21 protein-coding genes are annotated in these 19601 nt (G+C 47.8%); 13 read left to right on the top strand and 8 right to left on the bottom strand.

Annotated features, from left to right (window positions below; translation table 11 throughout):
- The first annotated feature begins 39 nt into the window (after positions 1-39).
- Entirely contained in the window at positions 40-1152 is a 1113-nt protein-coding gene (locus tag B2U97_RS03690) for a CCA-adding enzyme (RefSeq protein ID WP_011235194.1), read from the top strand.
- Here the strand turns inward: B2U97_RS03690 and folK are convergent.
- Positions 1149-1658, bottom strand: coding sequence for a 2-amino-4-hydroxy-6-hydroxymethyldihydropteridine diphosphokinase (gene folK, locus B2U97_RS03685; protein WP_011235195.1), 510 nt, complete (start codon positions 1656-1658; stop codon positions 1149-1151). The two genes, B2U97_RS03690 and folK, sit on opposite strands and share 4 nt — an antisense overlap.
- A gap of 11 nt (positions 1659-1669) precedes the next feature.
- Positions 1670-2053, bottom strand: a complete 384-nt coding sequence (gene folB, locus B2U97_RS03680; RefSeq protein WP_114982167.1) for a dihydroneopterin aldolase — start codon at positions 2051-2053, stop codon at positions 1670-1672.
- 97 nt (positions 2054-2150) lie between these two features.
- Between folB and plsY the strand changes: the two genes are divergently transcribed.
- Positions 2151-2741, top strand: coding sequence for a glycerol-3-phosphate 1-O-acyltransferase PlsY (plsY, locus tag B2U97_RS03675; RefSeq protein WP_011235197.1), 591 nt, complete (start codon positions 2151-2153; stop codon positions 2739-2741).
- Here plsY and tsaD read toward each other — a convergent pair.
- Positions 2725-3759, bottom strand: a complete 1035-nt coding sequence (tsaD, locus tag B2U97_RS03670; RefSeq protein WP_011235198.1) for a tRNA (adenosine(37)-N6)-threonylcarbamoyltransferase complex transferase subunit TsaD — start codon at positions 3757-3759, stop codon at positions 2725-2727. The genes plsY and tsaD overlap by 17 nt on opposite strands.
- A 126-nt stretch (positions 3760-3885) precedes the next feature.
- Between tsaD and B2U97_RS03665 the strand changes: the two genes are divergently transcribed.
- Complete coding sequence (locus B2U97_RS03665; RefSeq protein WP_011235199.1) at positions 3886-5442, top strand: amidase; 1557 nt, start codon at positions 3886-3888, stop codon at positions 5440-5442.
- Here B2U97_RS03665 and B2U97_RS03660 read toward each other — a convergent pair.
- Both B2U97_RS03660 and B2U97_RS03655 read right to left on the bottom strand, forming a co-directional pair.
- The gene (locus tag B2U97_RS03660) at positions 5420-6460 is read right to left on the bottom strand and encodes a phosphodiesterase (RefSeq protein ID WP_011235200.1); all 1041 of its coding nucleotides are present in this window, start codon (positions 6458-6460) and stop codon (positions 5420-5422) included. The genes B2U97_RS03665 and B2U97_RS03660 overlap by 23 nt on opposite strands.
- Complete coding sequence (locus B2U97_RS03655) at positions 6460-7494, bottom strand: type IV pilus twitching motility protein PilT (RefSeq protein ID WP_011235201.1); 1035 nt, start codon at positions 7492-7494, stop codon at positions 6460-6462. The genes B2U97_RS03660 and B2U97_RS03655 overlap by 1 nt, the downstream gene beginning before the upstream one ends.
- A 36-nt stretch (positions 7495-7530) precedes the next feature.
- Here B2U97_RS03655 and B2U97_RS03650 point away from each other — a divergent pair, with 36 nt between their 5' ends.
- The 4 genes from B2U97_RS03650 to B2U97_RS03635 are packed head-to-tail and all read left to right on the top strand — an operon-like array spanning position 7531 to position 10046.
- Positions 7531-8241 carry a YggS family pyridoxal phosphate-dependent enzyme gene (locus tag B2U97_RS03650; protein WP_110013963.1) on the top strand — a complete coding sequence of 237 codons (711 nt, stop codon included), beginning with the start codon at positions 7531-7533 and terminating at the stop codon, positions 8239-8241.
- Entirely contained in the window at positions 8241-9065 is an 825-nt protein-coding gene (gene proC, locus B2U97_RS03645; protein WP_272990243.1) for a pyrroline-5-carboxylate reductase, read from the top strand. Before B2U97_RS03650 ends, proC begins: the two co-directional genes overlap by 1 nt.
- 8 nt (positions 9066-9073) lie before the next feature.
- Positions 9074-9601 (top strand): YggT family protein, encoded by a 528-nt coding sequence (locus B2U97_RS03640; RefSeq protein WP_272990245.1) that lies wholly within the window; start codon positions 9074-9076, stop codon positions 9599-9601.
- Between the two features lie 22 nt (positions 9602-9623).
- Positions 9624-10046, top strand: coding sequence for a DUF4426 domain-containing protein (locus B2U97_RS03635; RefSeq protein ID WP_272990248.1), 423 nt, complete (start codon positions 9624-9626; stop codon positions 10044-10046).
- Positions 10047-10048: 2 nt separating this feature from the next.
- Here B2U97_RS03635 and B2U97_RS03630 read toward each other — a convergent pair whose 3' ends face one another.
- On the bottom strand, positions 10049-11773 hold the full coding sequence (locus B2U97_RS03630) for a potassium/proton antiporter (protein WP_272990251.1): 1725 nt from the start codon (positions 11771-11773) through the stop codon (positions 10049-10051).
- A 133-nt stretch (positions 11774-11906) separates the two neighbouring features.
- On the opposite strand from B2U97_RS03630, the gene rdgB reads away from it, so the two are divergent.
- Both rdgB and hemW read left to right on the top strand, forming a co-directional pair.
- On the top strand, positions 11907-12515 hold the full coding sequence (gene rdgB, locus B2U97_RS03625; RefSeq protein WP_272990307.1) for an RdgB/HAM1 family non-canonical purine NTP pyrophosphatase: 609 nt from the start codon (positions 11907-11909) through the stop codon (positions 12513-12515).
- Positions 12512-13663: a radical SAM family heme chaperone HemW gene (hemW, locus tag B2U97_RS03620; RefSeq protein WP_011235208.1), complete on the top strand. Its 1152-nt coding sequence runs from the start codon at positions 12512-12514 to the stop codon at positions 13661-13663. Before rdgB ends, hemW begins: the two co-directional genes overlap by 4 nt.
- Here hemW and trmB read toward each other — a convergent pair.
- Together trmB and B2U97_RS03610 are read right to left on the bottom strand one after the other, a co-directional pair.
- On the bottom strand, positions 13660-14397 hold the full coding sequence (gene trmB / locus B2U97_RS03615) for a tRNA (guanosine(46)-N7)-methyltransferase TrmB (RefSeq protein ID WP_011235209.1): 738 nt from the start codon (positions 14395-14397) through the stop codon (positions 13660-13662). The genes hemW and trmB overlap by 4 nt on opposite strands.
- Before the next feature lie 112 nt (positions 14398-14509).
- A complete protein-coding gene (locus B2U97_RS03610) occupies positions 14510-15601 on the bottom strand; it encodes an OmpA family protein (protein ID WP_273024744.1) in 1092 nt (363 codons plus the stop codon).
- Between the two features lie 115 nt (positions 15602-15716).
- Here B2U97_RS03610 and mutY point away from each other — a divergent pair, with 115 nt between their 5' ends.
- The 4 genes from mutY (at position 15717) to B2U97_RS03590 (ending at position 19563) form a co-directional block, all read left to right on the top strand.
- Positions 15717-16757: an A/G-specific adenine glycosylase gene (mutY, locus tag B2U97_RS03605; RefSeq protein WP_273024746.1), complete on the top strand. Its 1041-nt coding sequence runs from the start codon at positions 15717-15719 to the stop codon at positions 16755-16757.
- Positions 16758-16768: 11 nt separating this feature from the next.
- The gene (locus B2U97_RS03600; RefSeq protein WP_273024748.1) at positions 16769-17041 is read left to right on the top strand and encodes an oxidative damage protection protein; all 273 of its coding nucleotides are present in this window, start codon (positions 16769-16771) and stop codon (positions 17039-17041) included.
- A 156-nt stretch (positions 17042-17197) separates the two neighbouring features.
- Positions 17198-18313 (top strand): glutamate 5-kinase, encoded by a 1116-nt coding sequence (gene proB, locus B2U97_RS03595; protein WP_011235213.1) that lies wholly within the window; start codon positions 17198-17200, stop codon positions 18311-18313.
- Positions 18310-19563 (top strand): glutamate-5-semialdehyde dehydrogenase, encoded by a 1254-nt coding sequence (locus B2U97_RS03590; RefSeq protein ID WP_011235214.1) that lies wholly within the window; start codon positions 18310-18312, stop codon positions 19561-19563. Before proB ends, B2U97_RS03590 begins: the two co-directional genes overlap by 4 nt.
- Positions 19564-19601: the final 38 nt, after the last annotated feature.

Raw genomic sequence — 19601 nt, 5'->3', positions numbered from 1 at the left:
GATTCGACATGATCATGCCAAACAAAGTTGAGGTGAACAGTGGACGTATACTTAGTTGGTGGCGCAGTACGCGATAAACTTCTGAAATTACCAGTACACGAACGCGACTGGGTAGTGGTCGGTGCCCGTGCAGAAGACTTGCTGAAACAGGGGTTTCTGCAAGTTGGTAAAGACTTCCCGGTGTTCCTGCACCCCAGTACCCGCGAAGAATACGCACTGGCCCGGACTGAACGAAAATCCGGCAAAGGCCACACCAGCTTTGACGTTTTTGCCTCTCCCGATGTGACTCTGGAAGATGATTTAGCCCGCCGGGATTTAACCATTAACGCCATTGCGCAAAGTGAGGACGGTGAAATAGTCGATCCATACAATGGCGTGCAAGATATTAAAGCGCGCAAGTTACGCCATGTTTCTGAGGCTTTTACTGAGGATCCGCTAAGGGTATTAAGAGTGGCGCGCTTTGCCGCACGTTTTGCCCACTTAGATTTTACCGTCGCCGAAGAGACTCAGCAAATGCTGCAGGAAATGTCAGCCAGTCAGGAACTCAGTCACTTAGTCCCTGAACGGGTCTGGCGGGAATGGGAGAAGTCACTGTTAACCCAAACGCCAACTGTCTTTTTAACTCTGCTTAGAGACATACAGGCGCTTTCTCAGGTGTTACCCGGAATAACCGCCGATGATTCACAACTGCAACGATTGCAAAGAACATCGGCTTATTCCGATTCAGTGACGCTAAGATTTGCCAGCTTATTTATAGAGCAAGAAACCCCTGAGAGCCTGAAGCAGTTCTGCAGGCAACTGGCCATACCGAATCATTATCGTGACAGCGCTTTGCTGGCAAGAAATCATGAAGATTTCATTACCACACCGGAGCTCCCAGAAAAAGCTCAATTGGCTGCACTACTGAAACAAATTGACTACTGGCGCCGACCGGAGAAGCTGGAGCAGTTGCTACAGTTACGGCAAGCTGAATATAGTGAATCTAAGCAGCAGAAAAGTATTGCTGCTCAGCATAAAAAGTTACGTTCGGGGGCAGAAAAAGCCGCAGCGCTTAATGCTGGGACTTTGCAGCAGCAGGGCTTTACCGGTAAAGCCCTGGGCGATGCTTTACGCGAACAGCGTGAGCAGATACTGGCTGAGGCATTGAATTAACCTTCCAGCCAAGAAGTGTCGCTAATAGGCTCTAATTGTTGCGGTGAGTCTTTATGAGTCTGCTGGTATTGCTCCCACAACTGCTCGTAACTCACATTTAAAAGCGGATGCAGGTGGTGCCCGGCTATTTCAGCCAGTGGCCAGAGCACAAAGGCATTTTCAAGAATTTCGCCACGGGGCAACTGCGGTTGTTGCTCCCGAATAACGTCATCATACAATAAGACATCAATGTCTAATGTTCGCGGGCTGAACTTAGCACTGCCCGGAATCCGTCCGTTTTCCTGCTCAATGCGCTTGCATTCAGCCAGAACTTCGGTAACAGAAAGGTTGGTTATTACCTCCACCACCAGATTGTAAAAATCACTTCCGGAAAACCCTACCGAGGCACTGCGAAAAATTCTTGAGCGTTGTTGCCAGGTAAAGCTCTTTGCAATGGCTTTCAACCCTGCCCGAATATGTTTTTCACGATCCGTATTAGAACCTATTCCGAGAAAAACTTGCGCCACAACTTATCCTCTTACCCAAATGGGCTGTCGAAAACACTTCGGCGAACGCTTACAGCCACCGTTTTAGCATTAGGCACAGCTCCGGGTTTAGCCACCCGCACTTCAACGTTCTGCACACCGAATTCATTCAAAATGAGGCTGGCAACGCCTTCAGCAACCGTTTCTATGAGCTGACGCGGCTTCTCTGCTACCCAGGCCGACACTCGCTCGCTCACCATTGCATAATCTAAAGCGTCGTCAATATTGTCAGTAACTGCCGCGCGCTGGTTGTCCCAGCTCATCTGAATATCCAGCACCAACTGCTGTTTTTTTTCTTTTTCCCAGTCATAGACACCAATGATGGTTTCTACGGTTAAGCCTTCAATGCTAACGACATCAATATCTGCTTGTTCCATTTGTGTTAACCCGTGGTAATTGCCCAAAAAACCGCTTATTCTAGGGACATTGAGTTTTAATCGCAGTCTACCTTAACCAACGAGGGATTCGTACCCCATGACAGCGCTTACTTTACTGATGATACTTTCAGCCTACCTTCTGGGCTCTATCAGTAGCGCTGTGGTTATCTGCCGGCTTTGGGGCTTACCTGACCCGCGCAAAGAAGGTTCCGGCAACCCCGGAGCCACGAATGTTTACCGGGTTGGCGGAAAAATCCCTGCGTTATTAACTCTTTGGTTTGATGTTTTAAAAGGTATGGTTCCGGTGTGGGGCTCTTACTTTCTCGGCATTGAGCCCTTTTTCCTTGGGCTAATTGCGGTTGCAGCCTGCCTTGGCCATATTTTTCCGCTTTACTTTCATTTTCGTGGCGGCAAAGCTGTTGCTACCGCCTTAGGTGCTATGTTTCCGGTTGCCTGGGAAATGGCGTTGTTGCTCATTGCCACCTGGTTACTGGTTTTCCGTGTCAGCCGGGTATCCTCTTTAGCGGCTTTAGTAACCGTCTGTCTGGCACCCTTTTATGCCTATTGGATAAAACCCCAATACACAGTGCCGGTTATTATGATTTCGCTATTAATACTCTGGCGTCACCAGGCCAATATTCTGCGCTTGTCCTCCGGCGAAGAAAAAGCCTTTAAACGGCGTCGCTAATATTCACCATGGGTTTCAAATCTGTCATCGGCCATCTTGGGTGTGTTTTCACTGCCAATGGCTCACGTTCTCCCGCTTCTAAACGCAGAGCGCCCGCTAAGGCGATCATCGCACCGTTATCAGTACAAAATTCCGTACGCGGGTAAAATATCTGGCCCTTTTGTTTTTCTAATAAAGCTTCAAGTTTTGCGCGTAAATGCTTATTGGCACTGACCCCACCGGCAACGACCAAACGCTTGTAACCGGTTTCTTTTAGCGCCCGGCGACATTTAATCACCAAGGTATCAACCACCGCATCTTCAAATGCCCGCGCAATATCCGCCAGGGTCTGCTCATCACTGTCATTAGCGGCCAGAGTATTAGCCGCAGAAGTTTTCAAACCACTGAAAGAAAAATTAAGACCTGGTCTGTCTGTCATTGGTCTGGGAAAGGTAAAACGATCGCTGTTGCCCTGTTCAGCCAAAGCAGCCAATCGCGGCCCCCCGGGATAATCAAGCCCCATTAGCTTAGCTGTTTTATCAAAAGCCTCGCCTGCGGCGTCGTCTACTGATTCGCCCAGCAAATGATAATCGCCTATACCTTTTACTTGAACCAGTTGAGTATGCCCGCCGGAAACCAACAAGGCGACAAAAGGAAATTCGGGCTGGTTTTCTTCCAGCATAGGCGCCAGCAAATGGCCTTCCATATGATGAACTCCAACCGCGGGTAAATTCCATCCAAAAGCCAGACTACGACCAATACAAGCACCAACTAACAGAGCACCAACCAGCCCAGGCCCCATTGTATAAGCAATACCATCCAGTTGCTGATGCGAAATCCCGGCCTCTTTGAGCGCAGCTTTAATCAACGGTAAGGTCTTGCGCACGTGGTCACGAGATGCCAGCTCGGGCACTACGCCGCCGTAGTCGGCATGCAGTTTCACCTGCGAGTACAACTGGTGGGCTAATAAGCCTTTTTCGGTGTCGTACACCGCAACACCCGTTTCATCACAAGACGTTTCAATACCCAATACCCGCATAATACTAACCAATTCTGCTATTTACCGACAATTGACGCTATTTTACCTGATTTTTATTCGCATGACTCGCCTTACAGGAAAAGTTATGCCACTTTATGAAAACATAAAAACAACAAAGGCTTTAGCATGAGACAACTCGTTGCATTTCTATTTATTCTGACCTTATCGGCTTGTCAGACATCACCGACGGAGCAGGGTAAGTTTTCCTGGCAGGACGCCTCTGTTATCGAATTGCAAAACACCATGACCAATGGTGATTTAAATGCCGAACAACTCACACAATATTATTTGCAGCGCATCAATACTCATAACCGTCAGGGTGCGAATTTACGAGCGGTAAACAGCGTAAATGAGAATGCTCTGAAAGATGCCAGACGGCTTGATGCCGAGCGCGAACAAGGCAAGGTTCGCGGTCCATTGCACGGCATTCCTGTTCTGTTAAAAGACAACATCGATACCGCCGACGGTATGGCAAATACCGGGGGTTCATTATTGTTCGCAGAAAACTACCCGGAAGATGATGCTTTTCTTGTAGAACAATTGCGTGATGCCGGAGCTATTATTTTAGGCAAAGCCAACTTAAGTGAGTGGGCGAATTTTCGCTCTACCCGCTCCAGTTCGGGCTGGAGTGCTATTGGAGGTCAGGCCGTGAATCCGTATGACACGACTCGCTCTACTTGTGGCTCCAGTGCAGGTTCCGCTACCGCTGTTGCCGCCGATTTAGTCGCACTTGCGGTAGGTACCGAAACCGACGGCTCGTTAACCTGTCCGGCCGCTGTTAATGGCATTGTTACCATCAAGCCAACGCTGGGCCTTATCAGTCGCGACGGCATTATCCCTATTGCGCATAGTCAGGATACTGCAGGCCCAATGGCTCGTAGCGTAGCCGGAGCCGCCTTAATGCTGGATGCGATGCAAGCTTACGATCCGGATGACCCCGCAGGCTATCGTACTGAAACGAATTTTGCCTCGCATTTAAAAGCAGACGGACTCGAAGGCAAGCGTATTGGTGTGGTTCGTAACTTAATGGGTTACAACAACTTGCTTGACGAACAGTTCGAGCAACAGCTCTCGATTATGGAAGCTCAGGGAGCTGAAATTATTAACGTTGAGATGACAACCTACGGAGAATACGGCGGCGATGAATTTACCGTGCTGCTGTATGAGTTTCAACAGGATATGGCGGCTTACCTGAGCAGCACGAATCTGCCCTATAACAATTTAAGCGATATGATAGCGGCAAATAATGAATTGCCTGAGCAGGAGTTATCACTATTTGGTCAGGAGCTCTTTGAAATGGCAGAGGCTCAGGATGACGAAGCCGCTTATCAGAAAGCGTTGGCCAAAAGCAAAAAGCTGGCAGGTAAAGAAGGCATCGATGCCATGCTTGAGGAGAACAATATCGACTTACTAATAGCTCCGACAACAAGCCCTGCCTGGAAAATCGATCACGTACTTGGCGACAACTATTCAGGCTCAGCCAGTTCACCGGCTGCCGTTGCCGGATACCCGCACATATCAGTGCCTATGGGTTATATCCAAATTGGAGACGAACCCGCCCTGCCGGTCGGTATCAGTTTCTTTGGCGCTGCACGCTCTGAGGCCACGCTCATAGAAGCGGCTTTCGCCTACGAACAGGCAACAAAGCACCGTAAACCGCCTAATCTGGTTGTAACTGACTAAGGTTGAGTTTACGAGTATCGAGCGGCCGGCCGTCGACATCGCGGAGTGTTAGTTCCAGTTCCGGCTGCTCTTTCCAAATAACTTCAACTTGACCGTAACGGCTTTCAGCATAAGCCTCACCGTCGCGATAACTAGATGAGTAAGGCGTTTCACCATCAAAGTTAATGGACCCAGGCGTCACCTGCCAGAGTGGATAAGGCAGGAATTCATCTGACTTAGCGAACTCACCGAACAAGCGGTCACCGCTCGCCAGCAATAAACCTGAAGGTTTCAGTTCCGTTAACAACTCTTTTAAACGGTTTTGTTCGCGCAAGTAAAGTGCCCAGCTATCATAGCCATTGGCAGGAGCTATTACCGGTGTCGCGCTCATAATAATGCGGACTTCGGCAGGCTGTTGTAATTGCTCCGCAAGCCACTGCCATTGCTCATCACCCAGCAAATCGCCCGTATTATTCGACTCATAAGGACCTAAATCAGCATTAAAGCGGCGAGTCTGACGCTCTACCCAGCCCACCTGACTCAGTGGGTCACGGTTCCAGCGACCGTCCAGAACAATAACCTGCACACGTTGCGGTTCATTCCCAAAAATTACGCTCTTTGCAATACCATGACTTTGAAACAGCCGTTCCGAGGTTGCCGGCTCACGCCAGAAGGTAAGAAAGTGGTTGCGGACGGCATAGCGATTCGGGTTATTTTTTCCGCTCTTGCCATCCAGACTGTAATCGTTGCGGTTCCAGACCGACATAACCGCAGAGTTGCGTCGCAGAACCCGTGGCCCGCGGTAACGGTTAAACACCTCATAGGCATCCAGTAAGTCGTCCATGTCGCCGGCGTTCTCACCGATAGTATCACCCAGGAACACAAAGACTTCAGGCTGCGCATGATTAATCGCATCCCAGACTTCCTGTCGCTTGGTATGGTCAATGCAACAGCCAAAAGCCACTCGTGTTGTCTGCTGTGCAGGCGCACTAAACGCCGCAGCCAACAGCAGAAGCAGCCAAACGCTCCGTATTAGCATTAGAAATCCTCTTTAGTCACCGCACAGCGGCGTGCCTCTTCTGCCTCTATATCGCCACGAGCCAGTAATTTCTTGAGTGCCTGATCTAATGTTTGCATGCCCCGCTCTGCTCCAGTTTGAATAGAGGAGTACATTTGCGCCACTTTGTCTTCTCGAATCAAGTTTTTAATAGCTGGCGATGACAGCATAATTTCATGTGCGGCAACACGACCACCGCCAACTCGTTTTAGCAAGCTCTGCGAGATAACCGCACGTAAAGATTCTGACAGCATGGAGCGGATCATCGGTTTATCATCGCCCGGAAATACGTCAATAATGCGGTCGATAGTTTTAGGTGCAGAAGTTGTATGCAAGGTACCTAAAACTAAATGCCCGGTTTCGGCTGCCGTCATAGCTAAACGGATGGTTTCTAAATCACGCATTTCACCCACCAGAATCACGTCTGGGTCTTCACGCAGTGCTGAACGCAGAGCCGCACTGAAACTGCGGGTGTCCCGGTGAACTTCACGCTGGCTGACCAGGCTTTTTTGGTTGTCGTGAACGAATTCTATGGGGTCCTCAATGGTTAAAATATGCAACGCCCGGTTTTGATTCAAATAATTAACCATGGCCGCCAATGTGGTTGATTTACCCGAGCCAGTCGGTCCGGTTACTAACACTAAACCCCGGTTAGCACTGACAATGTCCTTAAATATCTCCGGAGCATCCAGTTGCTCTAAAGTGGTGACTTCGGCAGGTATCATACGAAAAGCGGCGGCAATGCCTTTGCGCTGGGTAAACACGTTGGCACGGAAACGCGCAACGCCTTCTATTTCAAAGGAAAAATCACACTCAAATTTTTCCTCGAACTCCTGCCACTGGCCTTTGGTCATCACCTCAAACAACATGTCTTTCAGCTCATCCGGCTGATGCTCGGGTTGATTTAGCGGACGAATGTCCCCATCCACTCTAATCATAGGGACACTGCCGGAGGACAAATGTAAGTCCGAGGCATTTTGTTTCACACTGAAGGCCAGTAATTCGTTAACATTCATATATCTTATCCCTGAATAAGTGAGATGACGGTGGCAATGACAACTAAGGTAGCAGAAAAGATAACAAATAATCTCGCGGAAATACGTCAGCAATTGCAGATTTTATCTGAAGAATCGCCACACCAGCAGTCGGTCAAATTGCTGGCGGTGAGTAAAAAACATTCTTTAGAAGCGATAAAAGCCGCTATAGCCGCCGGGCAAATGCACTTCGGCGAAAACTATGTTCAGGAAGCCGTCGCTAAAATAACTCAGCTAAAAGAACAAACTACTGATCCGGTACAGTGGCATTTTATCGGCCCGGTTCAGTCGAACAAAACCAAAGATATAGCTCAGCACTTTGACTGGGTACAGAGCGTGGAGCGGGAGAAAATAGCCCGTCGTCTCAATGAGCAGCGCCCCGACGATTCCCAGCAGCTCAACCTATTATTGCAGGTTAATATTGATGATGACGACAACAAATCGGGTTTAGCCCCCGAGCAGGTTGAAGCTTTAGCGGAATACGTTATGAATTGCTCTAAACTAAAATTACGCGGTTTAATGACTATTCTTAAAGCTGGGACAACAGAAGACGAGCGCGAAAAAAGCTTTCAGCAGATGTATAAGCTCTACCAACAGTTGCAACAAACTTACGGCGAGCAAATTGATACCTTATCCATGGGGATGTCGGGTGATATGCGACAAGCGGTGCTTGAGGGTGCTAACATGGTACGTATTGGAACAGCAATTTTTGGAGAACGGGAGTCCTAATGAACGACATTCGGAATATTGCCTTCATTGGCGCAGGAAATATGACACAAAGCATTGTCGGCGGTATGTGCAAAAGCGGTTACCCTGCTGACAAAGTCTGGGTCAGTAACCCCAGCGATGCCAAATTAGAAAAAATGAAATCGGAGCTGGGCGTCAATACCAGTAACGATAATCTGGAAGTGGTGAATAACGCTGACGCTATTGTACTGTCGGTTAAACCTCAGTTAATGGCGGAAGTTTGCGCTCACTTACGTGAAAACGTTCACAACCTGACAGACAAATTAATAATTACCATTGCCGCCGGTATTCGTATTCCTAAATATCGCGAGTATTTAGGCGAAAACATCCGTATTATCCGGGTTATGCCAAATACGCCGTCACTGGTAGGTCAGGGCATGTCAGGTTTAGTTACTGACGATTCCGTTGACGAAGCCGATAAAAACTTTGTAACCGAAGCCTTTAATGGCGTAGGTGAAACACTCTGGGTTAGTGACGAAGATCAACTCGATATTCTTGGCGCCGTAGCAGGCAGTGGGCCAGCTTACTTTTTCGAGTTTATGGACAGCCTGGCAAAAGCTGCAACCGAGCTTGGTTTTGATGCCGAGAAAGCGCGCGCTATGGTTCAGCAAACTTGCTTAGGTGCTGCTCAAATGGCCAAAGAAAGTGAATTATCACTGGAAGACTTGCGCAAACAAGTCACCAGTAAAGGCGGCTCAACAGCAAAAGGTGTTGAAGCCTACCAAGACTCTGACTTACACGGCATTTCGGGAAAAGCGGTAAAAGCCGCGGTTAACCGTAATCAGGAAATGGCGAAACTCTTTTAGGAGTCACTATGAATAACGCCCTTACATTTTTAGTCGCAACCATAATTGACCTGTATTTGGTCATAGTACTGTTGCGACTCTGGATGCAGTTAACTCAAGCTGACTTTTATAACCCGGTCAGTCAGTTTGTTTATAAGGCAACCCAGCCTATAGTGGGTCCGCTGCGAAGCTTTATGCCGATGCTGGGTAAGCTGGACACAGCCAGCTTAATTTTTGCATTGGCATTAGGCATGCTGAAAGTAGCGGCTCTGGTCTGGCTTAATAATTTAGTTGTCGACCCACTGGTGATTGTTATTCAGGGAATACTAACGGCTGTAAGCAGTTTGCTGTCAATGTTGTTCTGGGTACTGGTTATTCGGGCAATACTCAGCTGGTTCTCACAGGGGTACAACCCGGTAGAAGCCATGTTGCACCAAATTACAGAGCCGTTATTAGCGCCTGTACGTAAAATTCTTCCTCCAATTGGAGGCTTAGATTTATCGGTACTGGTTGTCATTATTGGACTGCAGTTTTTACGCATATTAATTGGTGTTTAATGCTACTGGTGGAGGAAAAGTGATGAGTAAAACATTCTTTGTTAAAACAGTAATGGTCGTTTCTTTAATATTTTCAGGCTTTGTTATGGCTGAACAAAAAGAGACCCTAGGCGACTGGGATGTTCACTACAGCGCTTTTAACTCCACCTCTTTATCTCCCGCTATTGCGACGCAATACGACTTAACCCGCAGCGCATCGAAAGGCGTGCTCAATATTGCGGTATTGGATAAAAAGACTCAAAAAGCACAAACACCCGGGGTAACCGGGCAAGTGGTTAATCCGCTGGGACAAATACAGGAGCTCGATTTTCAACAGGTAACTGAAGGTGATGCCAGTTATTACCTGGCTCAGTTTGAGCACTCTAATGCCGAAACCCTGCGTTTTACCATCCAGGTTGGTGAGCAGCAGTTTAAATTTAACCAGGAGTTCTGGTTAAACGATTAGCTTTAAACCGGCTTAACGCCTATTGACTGAATATCACCTTTATCACTGATTTTCCTTACCGTCAGAATGACATCGCCCAAACGTATATTGTCACCAATAACAACGCGGCGATGGAATTTCTGCGAGAAGTAATCAGCGATTGTCGTACTCAGTAGAGCATCGTCCAGATTACCCAGAGGATAAAAGCTCCCGACATCAGCCAGCGTCAGGTCGCCTCGTAAAGTAAAGTCGCCAAAGAAGTCTTTCTCGGATACTTTTAAGCCCTTACCACCTGATGCGAGAATTCTGCTCACTTCATCAATATCGTTTACCGTCGCGGCGACCAGTAGGCCATCACCCTCTTCCACCATAGGCTGAGTTTCTGGCTGTAACCATTCACCATCGCGAATTAACCCAACGAAGGTAGCCGGAGCCGTTAGTTTTAGCTCCTTCCAGGTATGGTCACAAGCTGGCGAGTTTTTGTCGATTTGATAAAGCCAGACTTCTAACGCTTCCTTACTGGGCACTGAGGACAGCGGCATACGCTGCTGAGGTTTAGCTTTTAACGGCACCTCAAGCCCTAACCAACGCGCTACCGGTGCAATACTCCACCCCTGGATAATGAGTGAGATCATGACCACAACAAAAGCAATATCAAAATACAGTTCTTGATCAGGTACGCCACTTAGCCAGGGGAATAGCGCCAGTATAATAGGAACAGCACCTCTTAAACCCACCCAGCTGATAAACACCTGTTCACGCCAGGGAAAACTGAACGGCAGTAAGCTAACAACGACAGCTAACGGGCGGGCAATAAAAATTAAAGTAAAGGCAATACCAATGGCTACCGGCGCATTAGCCATTAAATAAGAAGGAACAACCAATAACCCCAGAATAAGGAACATAGCTATCTGACTAAGCCAGGCCAGCCCATCCTGCACTTGCAGTATATGCACGAGTTGGGGTAGCCGCGCATTGCCAATAACAAAGCCCATTAAATAGACCGCCAGAAACCCACTGGCATGAAGTTTTGCTGTTAACGCATAAATGGAAATAGCGCAGGCTACTGCTAGCAATGGAAAAAAGCTGAAACTAAGAGGCAACTTACGCGCCGCAATAATGAATAACCGACCACCTAGCCAACCTATGGTCAGGCCGCCAATTAGCTGCCAGATGACATCAAGACCTACCCAGTACCAGTCAGGGAAGCTACCGCTGGCTACCGCGCCAGTCATGGTTAAAGTCAGAATAACGGCCATGGGGTCGTTACTGCCCGACTCTATCTCAAGGGTGGATGCGACCCGCTCTTTAATCTGCAACCCGCGGGATTGAAATATGCCAAACACCGCCGCGGCATCTGTTGAGCTGAGTATCGCTCCCATTAGTAAAGCCGCAGGCCAGGGCAAACCAAACCAATATACCGCGGCGGAAGCCACCAGAGTACAAGTTAACGCAACACCTATAGTTGCCAGGCTAATAGCGGGCCAGAGGGCTACCCGAAAACGCTCAGGGTGCGTTCGCATCCCACCATCAAACAGGATAATAACCAAAGCTGCAGAGCCAATAAAAAACGCGATATCCGGATTGTTAAATTCGACACCTAATACACCTTGCTCACCCGCTAACATGCCAATTAACAAAAAGGTCAGCAGTACAGGTGCACCCAGCCGGTTGGATGCTACAGCGGCTAAAATGCTGACAACCAGCAGCAAGCCACACAATAAAATCAAGGTGTTAGCCGAATCCAAATAGAATCTCCTTATCTTTGTCTCTGCTTGTTCATCATAGCAGGTTTCACTTGGAGGCTAATGTTAGATTTCAAATCACGTTAAAACCCTTTATCCTGTGCCTCTTGATAATTAGGGTACAGGTTCGCTTATAATGTCACAAAACACCTTAGTGCTGGCTACCGGCAACGCAGGAAAAGTTGCAGAGTTGCGTCACATGTTAAGTCAGACACATGCCACGGCCGACTGGCAAGTTCGCCCGCAGTCAGAGTGGGACTTCGCTGAGGCTGATGAAACCGGCACCACTTTTGTCGAAAATGCCATTATAAAAGCTCGCCACGCGTGCCAGCAAACGGGGTTACCTGCTATTGCTGATGATTCAGGTCTGGCCGTTACCGCTTTAAATGGCGCTCCGGGCGTTTACTCGGCCCGCTACGCTGGCGGCAATGCCACCGACTCTGACAATATCAATAAACTACTGAAAGCCTTAGAGGGCGTTGAAGAAAGCCAGCGTCAGGCCAGTTTTCATTGCGTACTGGTTTATATGCAAAGTGCGGAAGATCCGACACCAATCATCTGTCAGGGCCGCTGGGACGGACACATATTAACTCACCCGGTTGGAGAAGAAGGTTTCGGCTACGACCCTGTGTTCTGGGTTAAGGAAAAAAACTGTTCCGCAGCGCAGTTAAGCAAAACAGAAAAACAAGCACTCAGCCACCGCGGACAAGCTTTGAAGCAACTGCTGGAGCAGCTGGCTAAATGACTTCTCCTCTGACGCTTCCTCCGTTATCGCTGTATATACACATTCCTTGGTGTATTCAAAAATGCCCTTATTGTGATTTTAACTCACATAAACTGACCGGAGATGTACCTGAAGCAAGCTACGTCGGCCGTCTTTTAGAAGACTTACGAGCCGACATTGACTGGGTTCAGGGTCGGGAAATTCAGTCAATATTTATCGGTGGGGGGACGCCGAGTGTCTTGTCTGCAAAAGCGATACAGCAGTTAATGGACGGCGTTCGTTCAATAGTCGCACTAAGTCCCGATTGCGAAGTGACTATGGAAGCCAACCCGGGAACCTTTGAGACCGAAAAGTTCTCAGCCTTCGTTGCCGCAGGCATAAACCGGTTATCTATTGGTGTCCAGAGCTTACAGGAGCATCAGTTACAACGCCTGGGGCGTATTCACAATCCGCAACAGGCAATAAATGCGGCCGCACACGCAAGTGAACTACCGCTATCCAGTTTTAATCTCGACCTTATGCACGGCTTACCGGATCAAACCGTAGAAATGGCTTTAGACGACCTACGTCAGATCATTGCCCTGAATCCACCGCATATCTCCTGGTATCAGTTGACTATTGAGCCTAACACGCTGTTTGCGAGCCAACCTCCGGAACTACCGGACGACGATACACTGTGGGAAATTTACCAGCAGGGCCATAAACTTCTGGAGGCTGCGGGTTATTCTCAGTACGAAGTGAGCGCTTACGCTAAACCCGGCCATCAAAGCAGGCACAACCGTAACTACTGGCAATATGGCGACTATTTAGGTATTGGTTGCGGAGCCCACAGCAAAGTCACTCTGCCTCAACAAAATAAAATTCTGCGTTGCGAAAAAGTGAAGCACCCCAAAGGCTATTTAGATTTAACCAAGCCTCTGCGCTATCAATTAAAAGAAGTTGCAGTAGAAGACCGCTTGTTTGAGTTTTTCATGAACCAATTCCGCTTACTGGAGCCGGTTAGTAAAAGTAACTTTGAACAAACCACAGCTCTTTCTGCAGAGGTAGCTTCAAAGCAGTTAACGGAAGCGAAAACTCTGGAGCTTGTAACGGAAGACGAGCTTAACTGGCAACTAACTCAACGCGGTCACAGATTTCTAAACTCGGTTCTGGATACGCTTCTGGATTAACCCAGAAGCGTGGCAGATTTATTGGTTTTAAACTGAAGATCCCAAACGCCATGGCCTTTTCCTTCGCCCCGGCGTTCAAACTTGGTTTTTGGGCGGTTCTCAGGACGTGGTACGTAGTCACCTGAAGACGACAAATTGGTTAACCGGGGTTCGTCATTCAGAACTTCCAGCATATGCTCTGCGTAGTTTTCCCAGTCTGTTGCAAGATGAATGACTCCGCCAGTCTCAATTTTCTGAATTAATAATTTCACAAACTCAGGCTGCACAATGCGGCGTTTATGGTGACGCTTCTTATGCCAGGGGTCGGGAAAGAAAATTTGAACACAGTTCAGGCTATTATCCGGAATGCATTGTTTTAATACTTCGACCGCGTCTTCATGAAACACCCGAAAGTTTTCCACCCCTGCTTCCTCTGCCGCCATAAGGCAAGCACCTACACCGGGTTCATGCACTTCTATACCAATAAAGTCACGTTCGGGAGCATTAGCTGCCATCTCAACTAGTGAATGCCCCATACCAAAACCAATTTCCAGCGTTACCGGGGCTTCACGGCCGAAGACCATAGCAAGATCCAGTCGTCCATTTTCCAGCGTTAGTCCAACGGTTGGCCATAGACGTTCAATAGCCGCCGCCTGGCCTTTGGTCAGCCTTCCTTCTCTTTTCACAAAGCTGCGCACTGTTCTCACGTATTTGCCTGCAGCGGCGGCTTCTTCGGCACTTTTAAAATGGCTCATGACTTTCCTGAAAATTAATGACTTAGCGAATACCAAAAAAACAGGCCTGAAAAATCAGGCCTGTTTAGAGTAGAGCTATTATCGCTATTTCAAGCAATCAATACAATCGGTATTAACGAGTTTTAGGTACCCGGTTTACGACTTTCAATGTTGCTTCTATGCGACGGTTTTCCTGTCTGTCAGCAGCGCTGTTCTCACGAACTTTTGGTTGAGATTCACCGTGACCTTTAAAGTCAACGCGGCTCTTCTCAATACCATGTTGCTTAACAAGTGCGTTGGCAACAGCTTCTGCGCGACGCTCAGACAACCACTGGTTATATTTCGCTTCGCCCGTGCTGTCCGTATGTCCGTGAATAGTGATATCCAACTGTGGATGCTCTTTCATGAACTCCGCCATATCCTTAATGTCTGACCGTTCACCACTGCGGATGTTCGAAGAGTTTAAGTCAAACTCTACCAGCAACTCTTCAGTAATGGTCTCGTTTTCATAAAGAATACAACCGGTCTCATCTACTGAGTAATTTTTAGGTGTATTGGCGCATTTGTCTTTTGAGTCGACAACGCCATCGCCATCAGAATCTACAGGTTTAGACTCCGGCTCAGGTGCCGCTTGTTGAGGTTCAGGACGTGGCTCTGGACGCGTTCTAGGTTCAGGGCTGGTATCGCGACCACCAAAGAACCATTGCAGACCAACGTTTGCGAACATTTCCGTGTAGTCTTCTTCCCAACCACGCTGAGCGCCACCTTCCACACGCCATGCCAGATTATCGGTAATAAAGCTACGATGACCAAGCGTGACTCGTGCAGCAACATCCGTCACATCACCAATTTCAGTGTTGTTTACACCTAAACCAGCATAAAAGTTGTTGTTGAAGTGGTATAGCGCATCAACACCGTAGCTGTCGCCGTAGGCGTCGCCTGCGCCAACCAGATCGGCTTCCATGTAGTCATAATAAATACGGGCTTCCCAGGCCTCAGTAAACATCATGCCCGCTTCGACACCCGAAGTGATGGTTTTAAATCCGTCATCTACAAAAAATGCTTGACCATTTTTTACCGCAACGCGATCGTCGTCAGCAGAGAATGCGCCTAAGCGCGCGCCCAGGTAAAAGTCGTTTTGCTCAACCTCGGTCTGCTGCGCAAAAACTGGCGCGGTTAGTCCAGCGGTTAGCAAAGATAAAGTAATTAGATTTAAGGTTTTCATTGCAAAGCTCCTTTTAATTGCAATAACAATCATGCTCGGAATATGAGAGACTGTGTATGACATAAAGACTAGTACATTTTTTGAATAAGTCATTTTTATTTGCAGAGATTTACAGTTGACTCAGACATTTAGCTCACAGGTTCTCAATTGGTTTCAGCAATACGGGCGCAAGCATCTGCCATGGCAGAAAAACGTCACGCCCTATCGCGTCTGGGTGTCAGAAATTATGCTGCAACAAACCCAGGTCACTACCGTTATTCCGTACTTCGAACGTTTTATGGCAACCTTTCCTACGGTTCAGAAACTGGCCTCAGCCCCACAAGACAAAGTATTGAATTTATGGACTGGACTAGGCTATTACGCAAGAGCCCGGAACCTTCATAAAACTGCAAAACTTGTTTGCACTGAATATAACGGTGAATTTCCCAAAAAAGTTCATGAACTCGAACAACTACCTGGGGTTGGTCGCTCAACAGCCGGTGCAATTCGCTCTCTTGGGCATGGTGAATACGCACCTATTTTGGATGGCAACGTCAAGCGTGTATTAGCACGTCATTTTGCTGTTTCTGGCTGGCCTGGTAAGGCAGATGTTTTAAAGCAACTGTGGCAACTGAGTGAACAATTGACCCCGAAGCAGGACTCCGGCGCATACAATCAGGCAATGATGGATATCGGTGCAATGATTTGTACTCGCAGTAAACCGCTTTGCGAGCAATGCCCTGTCAATAGCACCTGTATTGCCAGAGCAACGGACACAATAGCACAGTATCCGGGAAAGAAGCCGAAAAAGATTAAACCCGTAAAAACAACCCACATGCTGCTTTTTCGACATAATCATCAGTTCTTGCTGGAGAAGCGTCCCCAGTCTGGTATATGGGGCGGGCTTTGGTGCTTTCCACAATGTGATGAGGAAACGGACATTCCTTCCTTAGCCCAACAATACGGTGTCACTGAACTAGCAAGACAGCAACTGACACCTTTTCGTCATACTTTTAGTCACTTCCACCTGGATTGTAAGCCTCTGCTGATTGATGTCGCTCCCTCTGAGACTTTACTCAACGAAGCACAACACTTATGGGTAAAGGCTGATACCAATCAGGACTTGGGCTTTGCTGCACCAACCGTTAAACTGATGGAGCAGTTAACTACTAAATAGGTGAACACCGCATGAGCCGCACTGTATTTTGTGAGCATTTTCAAAAAGAAGCCGAAGGCCTCGATTTTCAACTCTACCCCGGCAAGCTGGGCGAGCGTATTTTTAACCATATATCAAAAGACGCCTGGGCTGAGTGGCAAAAGAAGCAGACCATGCTGATAAACGAAAAACGGTTAAACATGATGGATCCGACTGATCGTGAGTTTCTTGAAAAGCAGATGACAGCCTTTTTATTCGAAGGAAAAGCCCCTGAAATTGAAGGCTACACCCCACCAGAGAGTTAATGCATTACATTAACGAATTTCCGGACTTGACTCTTTTTTCTTGTAAATCGAAATTATTGTCTAATATATTGACAATAGGTATGGCTTATGAGCCTCGCTGGAGCTTAGACAGCCAATCTGTTAGACTACTAACGAATTCAACAAAAGGGAGTCTCTATGAAAGCGCCATCCTGGCGAAGAGCCGTACTGAAAGTGGGGAGTGCGCTCATCGCGCCAGATGAAACTGGGGTTAGCACCAAATACCTATTACCCATAGCTCGTTTTATTAACGAGTGCCGAGAACGCGGGCAAGAAGTTGTCTTAGTCTCGTCAGGCAGCGTTGCTGCCGGCCGCAAACATTTTAACTTTGAACACAAGAAAGTACCGGTTGCTGTGCGTAAAGCAATGTCCGCAGTCGGTCAAAATGAAATGATGGGTTACTGGTCACGCTTTTTCGATTCCCCCTGCGCCCAGTTGCTTATGACTCACAGTGACTTACGCGACCGAGCTCGCTACGTCAGCATTAAAAACACCCTAAACAGATTGTTAGAGCACGACATTTTACCTGTGGTAAATGAGAACGATGCTCTTGCTACTGACGAAATGAAAGTGGGTGATAACGACAACTTGTCGGCCATGATCGCGACTTTGGTTGATGCCGACGCGCTGTTTATTTGTTCAGACATCGACGGTCTGTATGACTCAGATCCGAACCTGAATCCGGACGCGAAAAAAATACCGGTGGTTGAACAAATTGACGAAAGCATTTATTCGCTTGCCGGTGGTTCAGTAAGTTCCGTCGGTACCGGGGGAATGCGCACTAAAGTTGAGGCGGCAGAAAAAGCTACTTCACACGGTATCGATACTTACATAGTTAACGGTCGTAAGGGTGAAACTTTTGAATCGTTACTACAGGGGGACATCCCCGGCACATTATTCCGTCGCCAATCTGATCCAATTAGCAATAAAAAGCATTGGTTAAGACATACTCTGGTTGCCCAAGGTGAAATATTGGTTGATGAAGGTGCTGAGAAAGCATTAATTGAGAACGGTGCCTCACTACTGAGTTCAGGCATTGTTGATGTACAAGGTGACTTTGATCGCGGTGACGCCGTGCTGGTTCGCAGCGCCAACGATACTGACGCTATCGCAAAAGGTATTTGTCAGTACAGCGCACATGAACTGATGCATATTAAAGGGCAGCAAACGGAAGATATAGCGGAAAAATTTGGCTATAGCCCAATTACGGAAGTTATTCACCGCGACGATCTAATGATTTTGGAGGATTCATGAGCCAGCAACTAGCAAAAGAAATTTCGCAACGCGCCGCAAAAGCGGCACGCGCTGTAGCAACCTTATCGGAAACGGACAAAAACGCCGTACTTCAAAAAATGGCTGACGCTATTCGCGCACGTCAGGATAAGATTATTGAAGTAAATAAAAAAGATTTGGCCACAGGCAAAGAAAAAGGCCTAAGCGACGCTATGATGGATCGCCTGGAATTAACGCCAGAGCGTGTCGAAGGCATGGCTTCTGCCATTGAAGAGATCATTGCATTGAAAGATCCTGTCGGCGACAGCTACGTTCTCGATGAGCGCCCTAACGGCATGAAAATTGAGAAAATGCGTATTCCTCTCGGCGTTATCTGCATGATTTATGAAGCACGTCCGAATGTCACAGCTGACGCTGGAGCGCTATGCTTTAAGTCTGGTAACGCAGTAATTTTACGTTGTGGCCGGGAAGCCATTGAGAGCAGTAAAGCCATTGCTGAAGCCTTGCACGAAGCTTTAGAAGCCAGCAATCTACCTAAAGACGTTATCACCGTGGTGCCAACACCTGACCGCGAACTGATGACTGAACTTCTGCAACAGAAAGACTATATCGATCTGGTTATTCCTCGCGGCGGTGAAGGTCTGATTCACTTCGTTAGCGATACCAGTAAAATCCCAGTCATTCAACATTACAAAGGTGTTTGCCACCTGTATGTGGATAAAGACGCAGACCTTGATAAAGCTCTGGCAATTTTACTTAACGGTAAAACTCAGCGTACCGGCGTTTGTAATGCGCTAGAAGGTTTACTGGTTCATCAGGACGTTGCTGATAAGTTCTTGCCTATGGCTGCTAAGGCGCTGGCAGAGAAAGACGTAACCATTCACGCCGACAAGCGTTCAGTAAGCTACTTTGATGGCGCTGATGAGATTGCAGACGATGCTTTTGGTGAAGAATACCTGGCTCTTGAGATTGCGGTTCGCACCGTCGACAACTACGAAGGTGCTATTGAGCATATTCAGGAGTTTGGTAGCGGTCATACCGAAGTTATTATCACTGAAAACGATGAAACCGCTAAGCGTTTCATTCGTGAAGTAGATTCAGCCGTTACCATGGCAAATGTCTCTTCTCGCTTCTCTGATGGCGGCCAGTTAGGTTTGGGTGCTGAAATTGGTATCTCCACCAGCAAGCTGCACGCATACGGACCAATGGGTCTTGAGGCACTAACAACTGAAAAATTCGTGGTGACCGGTAACGGTCAGGTTCGCGACTGATTCAGTGCTTAGCGCATTAAAAAGCCCCGGTCACTTCA

This window comes from Idiomarina sp. UBA3176 (assembly GCF_002364295.1).
Taxonomy (GTDB): Bacteria; Pseudomonadota; Gammaproteobacteria; order Enterobacterales; family Alteromonadaceae; genus Idiomarina; species Idiomarina loihiensis.
This window is presented reverse-complemented; position numbering and strand designations above follow the sequence as displayed.

Coding starts and splice junctions, on each gene's coding strand:
- folB (WP_114982167.1), bottom strand. CDS start 2,053: ATGGAACAAGCAGATATTGATGTCGTTAGCATTGAAGGCTTAACCGTA.
- plsY (WP_011235197.1), top strand. CDS start 2,151: ATGACAGCGCTTACTTTACTGATGATACTTTCAGCCTACCTTCTGGGC.
- tsaD (WP_011235198.1), bottom strand. CDS start 3,759: ATGCGGGTATTGGGTATTGAAACGTCTTGTGATGAAACGGGTGTTGCG.
- B2U97_RS03665 (WP_011235199.1), top strand. CDS start 3,886: ATGAGACAACTCGTTGCATTTCTATTTATTCTGACCTTATCGGCTTGT.
- B2U97_RS03660 (WP_011235200.1), bottom strand. CDS start 6,460: ATGCTAATACGGAGCGTTTGGCTGCTTCTGCTGTTGGCTGCGGCGTTT.
- B2U97_RS03655 (WP_011235201.1), bottom strand. CDS start 7,494: ATGAATGTTAACGAATTACTGGCCTTCAGTGTGAAACAAAATGCCTCG.
- B2U97_RS03650 (WP_110013963.1), top strand. CDS start 7,531: ATGACAACTAAGGTAGCAGAAAAGATAACAAATAATCTCGCGGAAATA.
- proC (WP_272990243.1), top strand. CDS start 8,241: ATGAACGACATTCGGAATATTGCCTTCATTGGCGCAGGAAATATGACA.
- B2U97_RS03640 (WP_272990245.1), top strand. CDS start 9,074: ATGAATAACGCCCTTACATTTTTAGTCGCAACCATAATTGACCTGTAT.
- B2U97_RS03635 (WP_272990248.1), top strand. CDS start 9,624: ATGAGTAAAACATTCTTTGTTAAAACAGTAATGGTCGTTTCTTTAATA.
- rdgB (WP_272990307.1), top strand. CDS start 11,907: ATGTCACAAAACACCTTAGTGCTGGCTACCGGCAACGCAGGAAAAGTT.
- hemW (WP_011235208.1), top strand. CDS start 12,512: ATGACTTCTCCTCTGACGCTTCCTCCGTTATCGCTGTATATACACATT.
- trmB (WP_011235209.1), bottom strand. CDS start 14,397: ATGAGCCATTTTAAAAGTGCCGAAGAAGCCGCCGCTGCAGGCAAATAC.
- B2U97_RS03610 (WP_273024744.1), bottom strand. CDS start 15,601: ATGAAAACCTTAAATCTAATTACTTTATCTTTGCTAACCGCTGGACTA.
- B2U97_RS03600 (WP_273024748.1), top strand. CDS start 16,769: ATGAGCCGCACTGTATTTTGTGAGCATTTTCAAAAAGAAGCCGAAGGC.
- proB (WP_011235213.1), top strand. CDS start 17,198: ATGAAAGCGCCATCCTGGCGAAGAGCCGTACTGAAAGTGGGGAGTGCG.
- B2U97_RS03590 (WP_011235214.1), top strand. CDS start 18,310: ATGAGCCAGCAACTAGCAAAAGAAATTTCGCAACGCGCCGCAAAAGCG.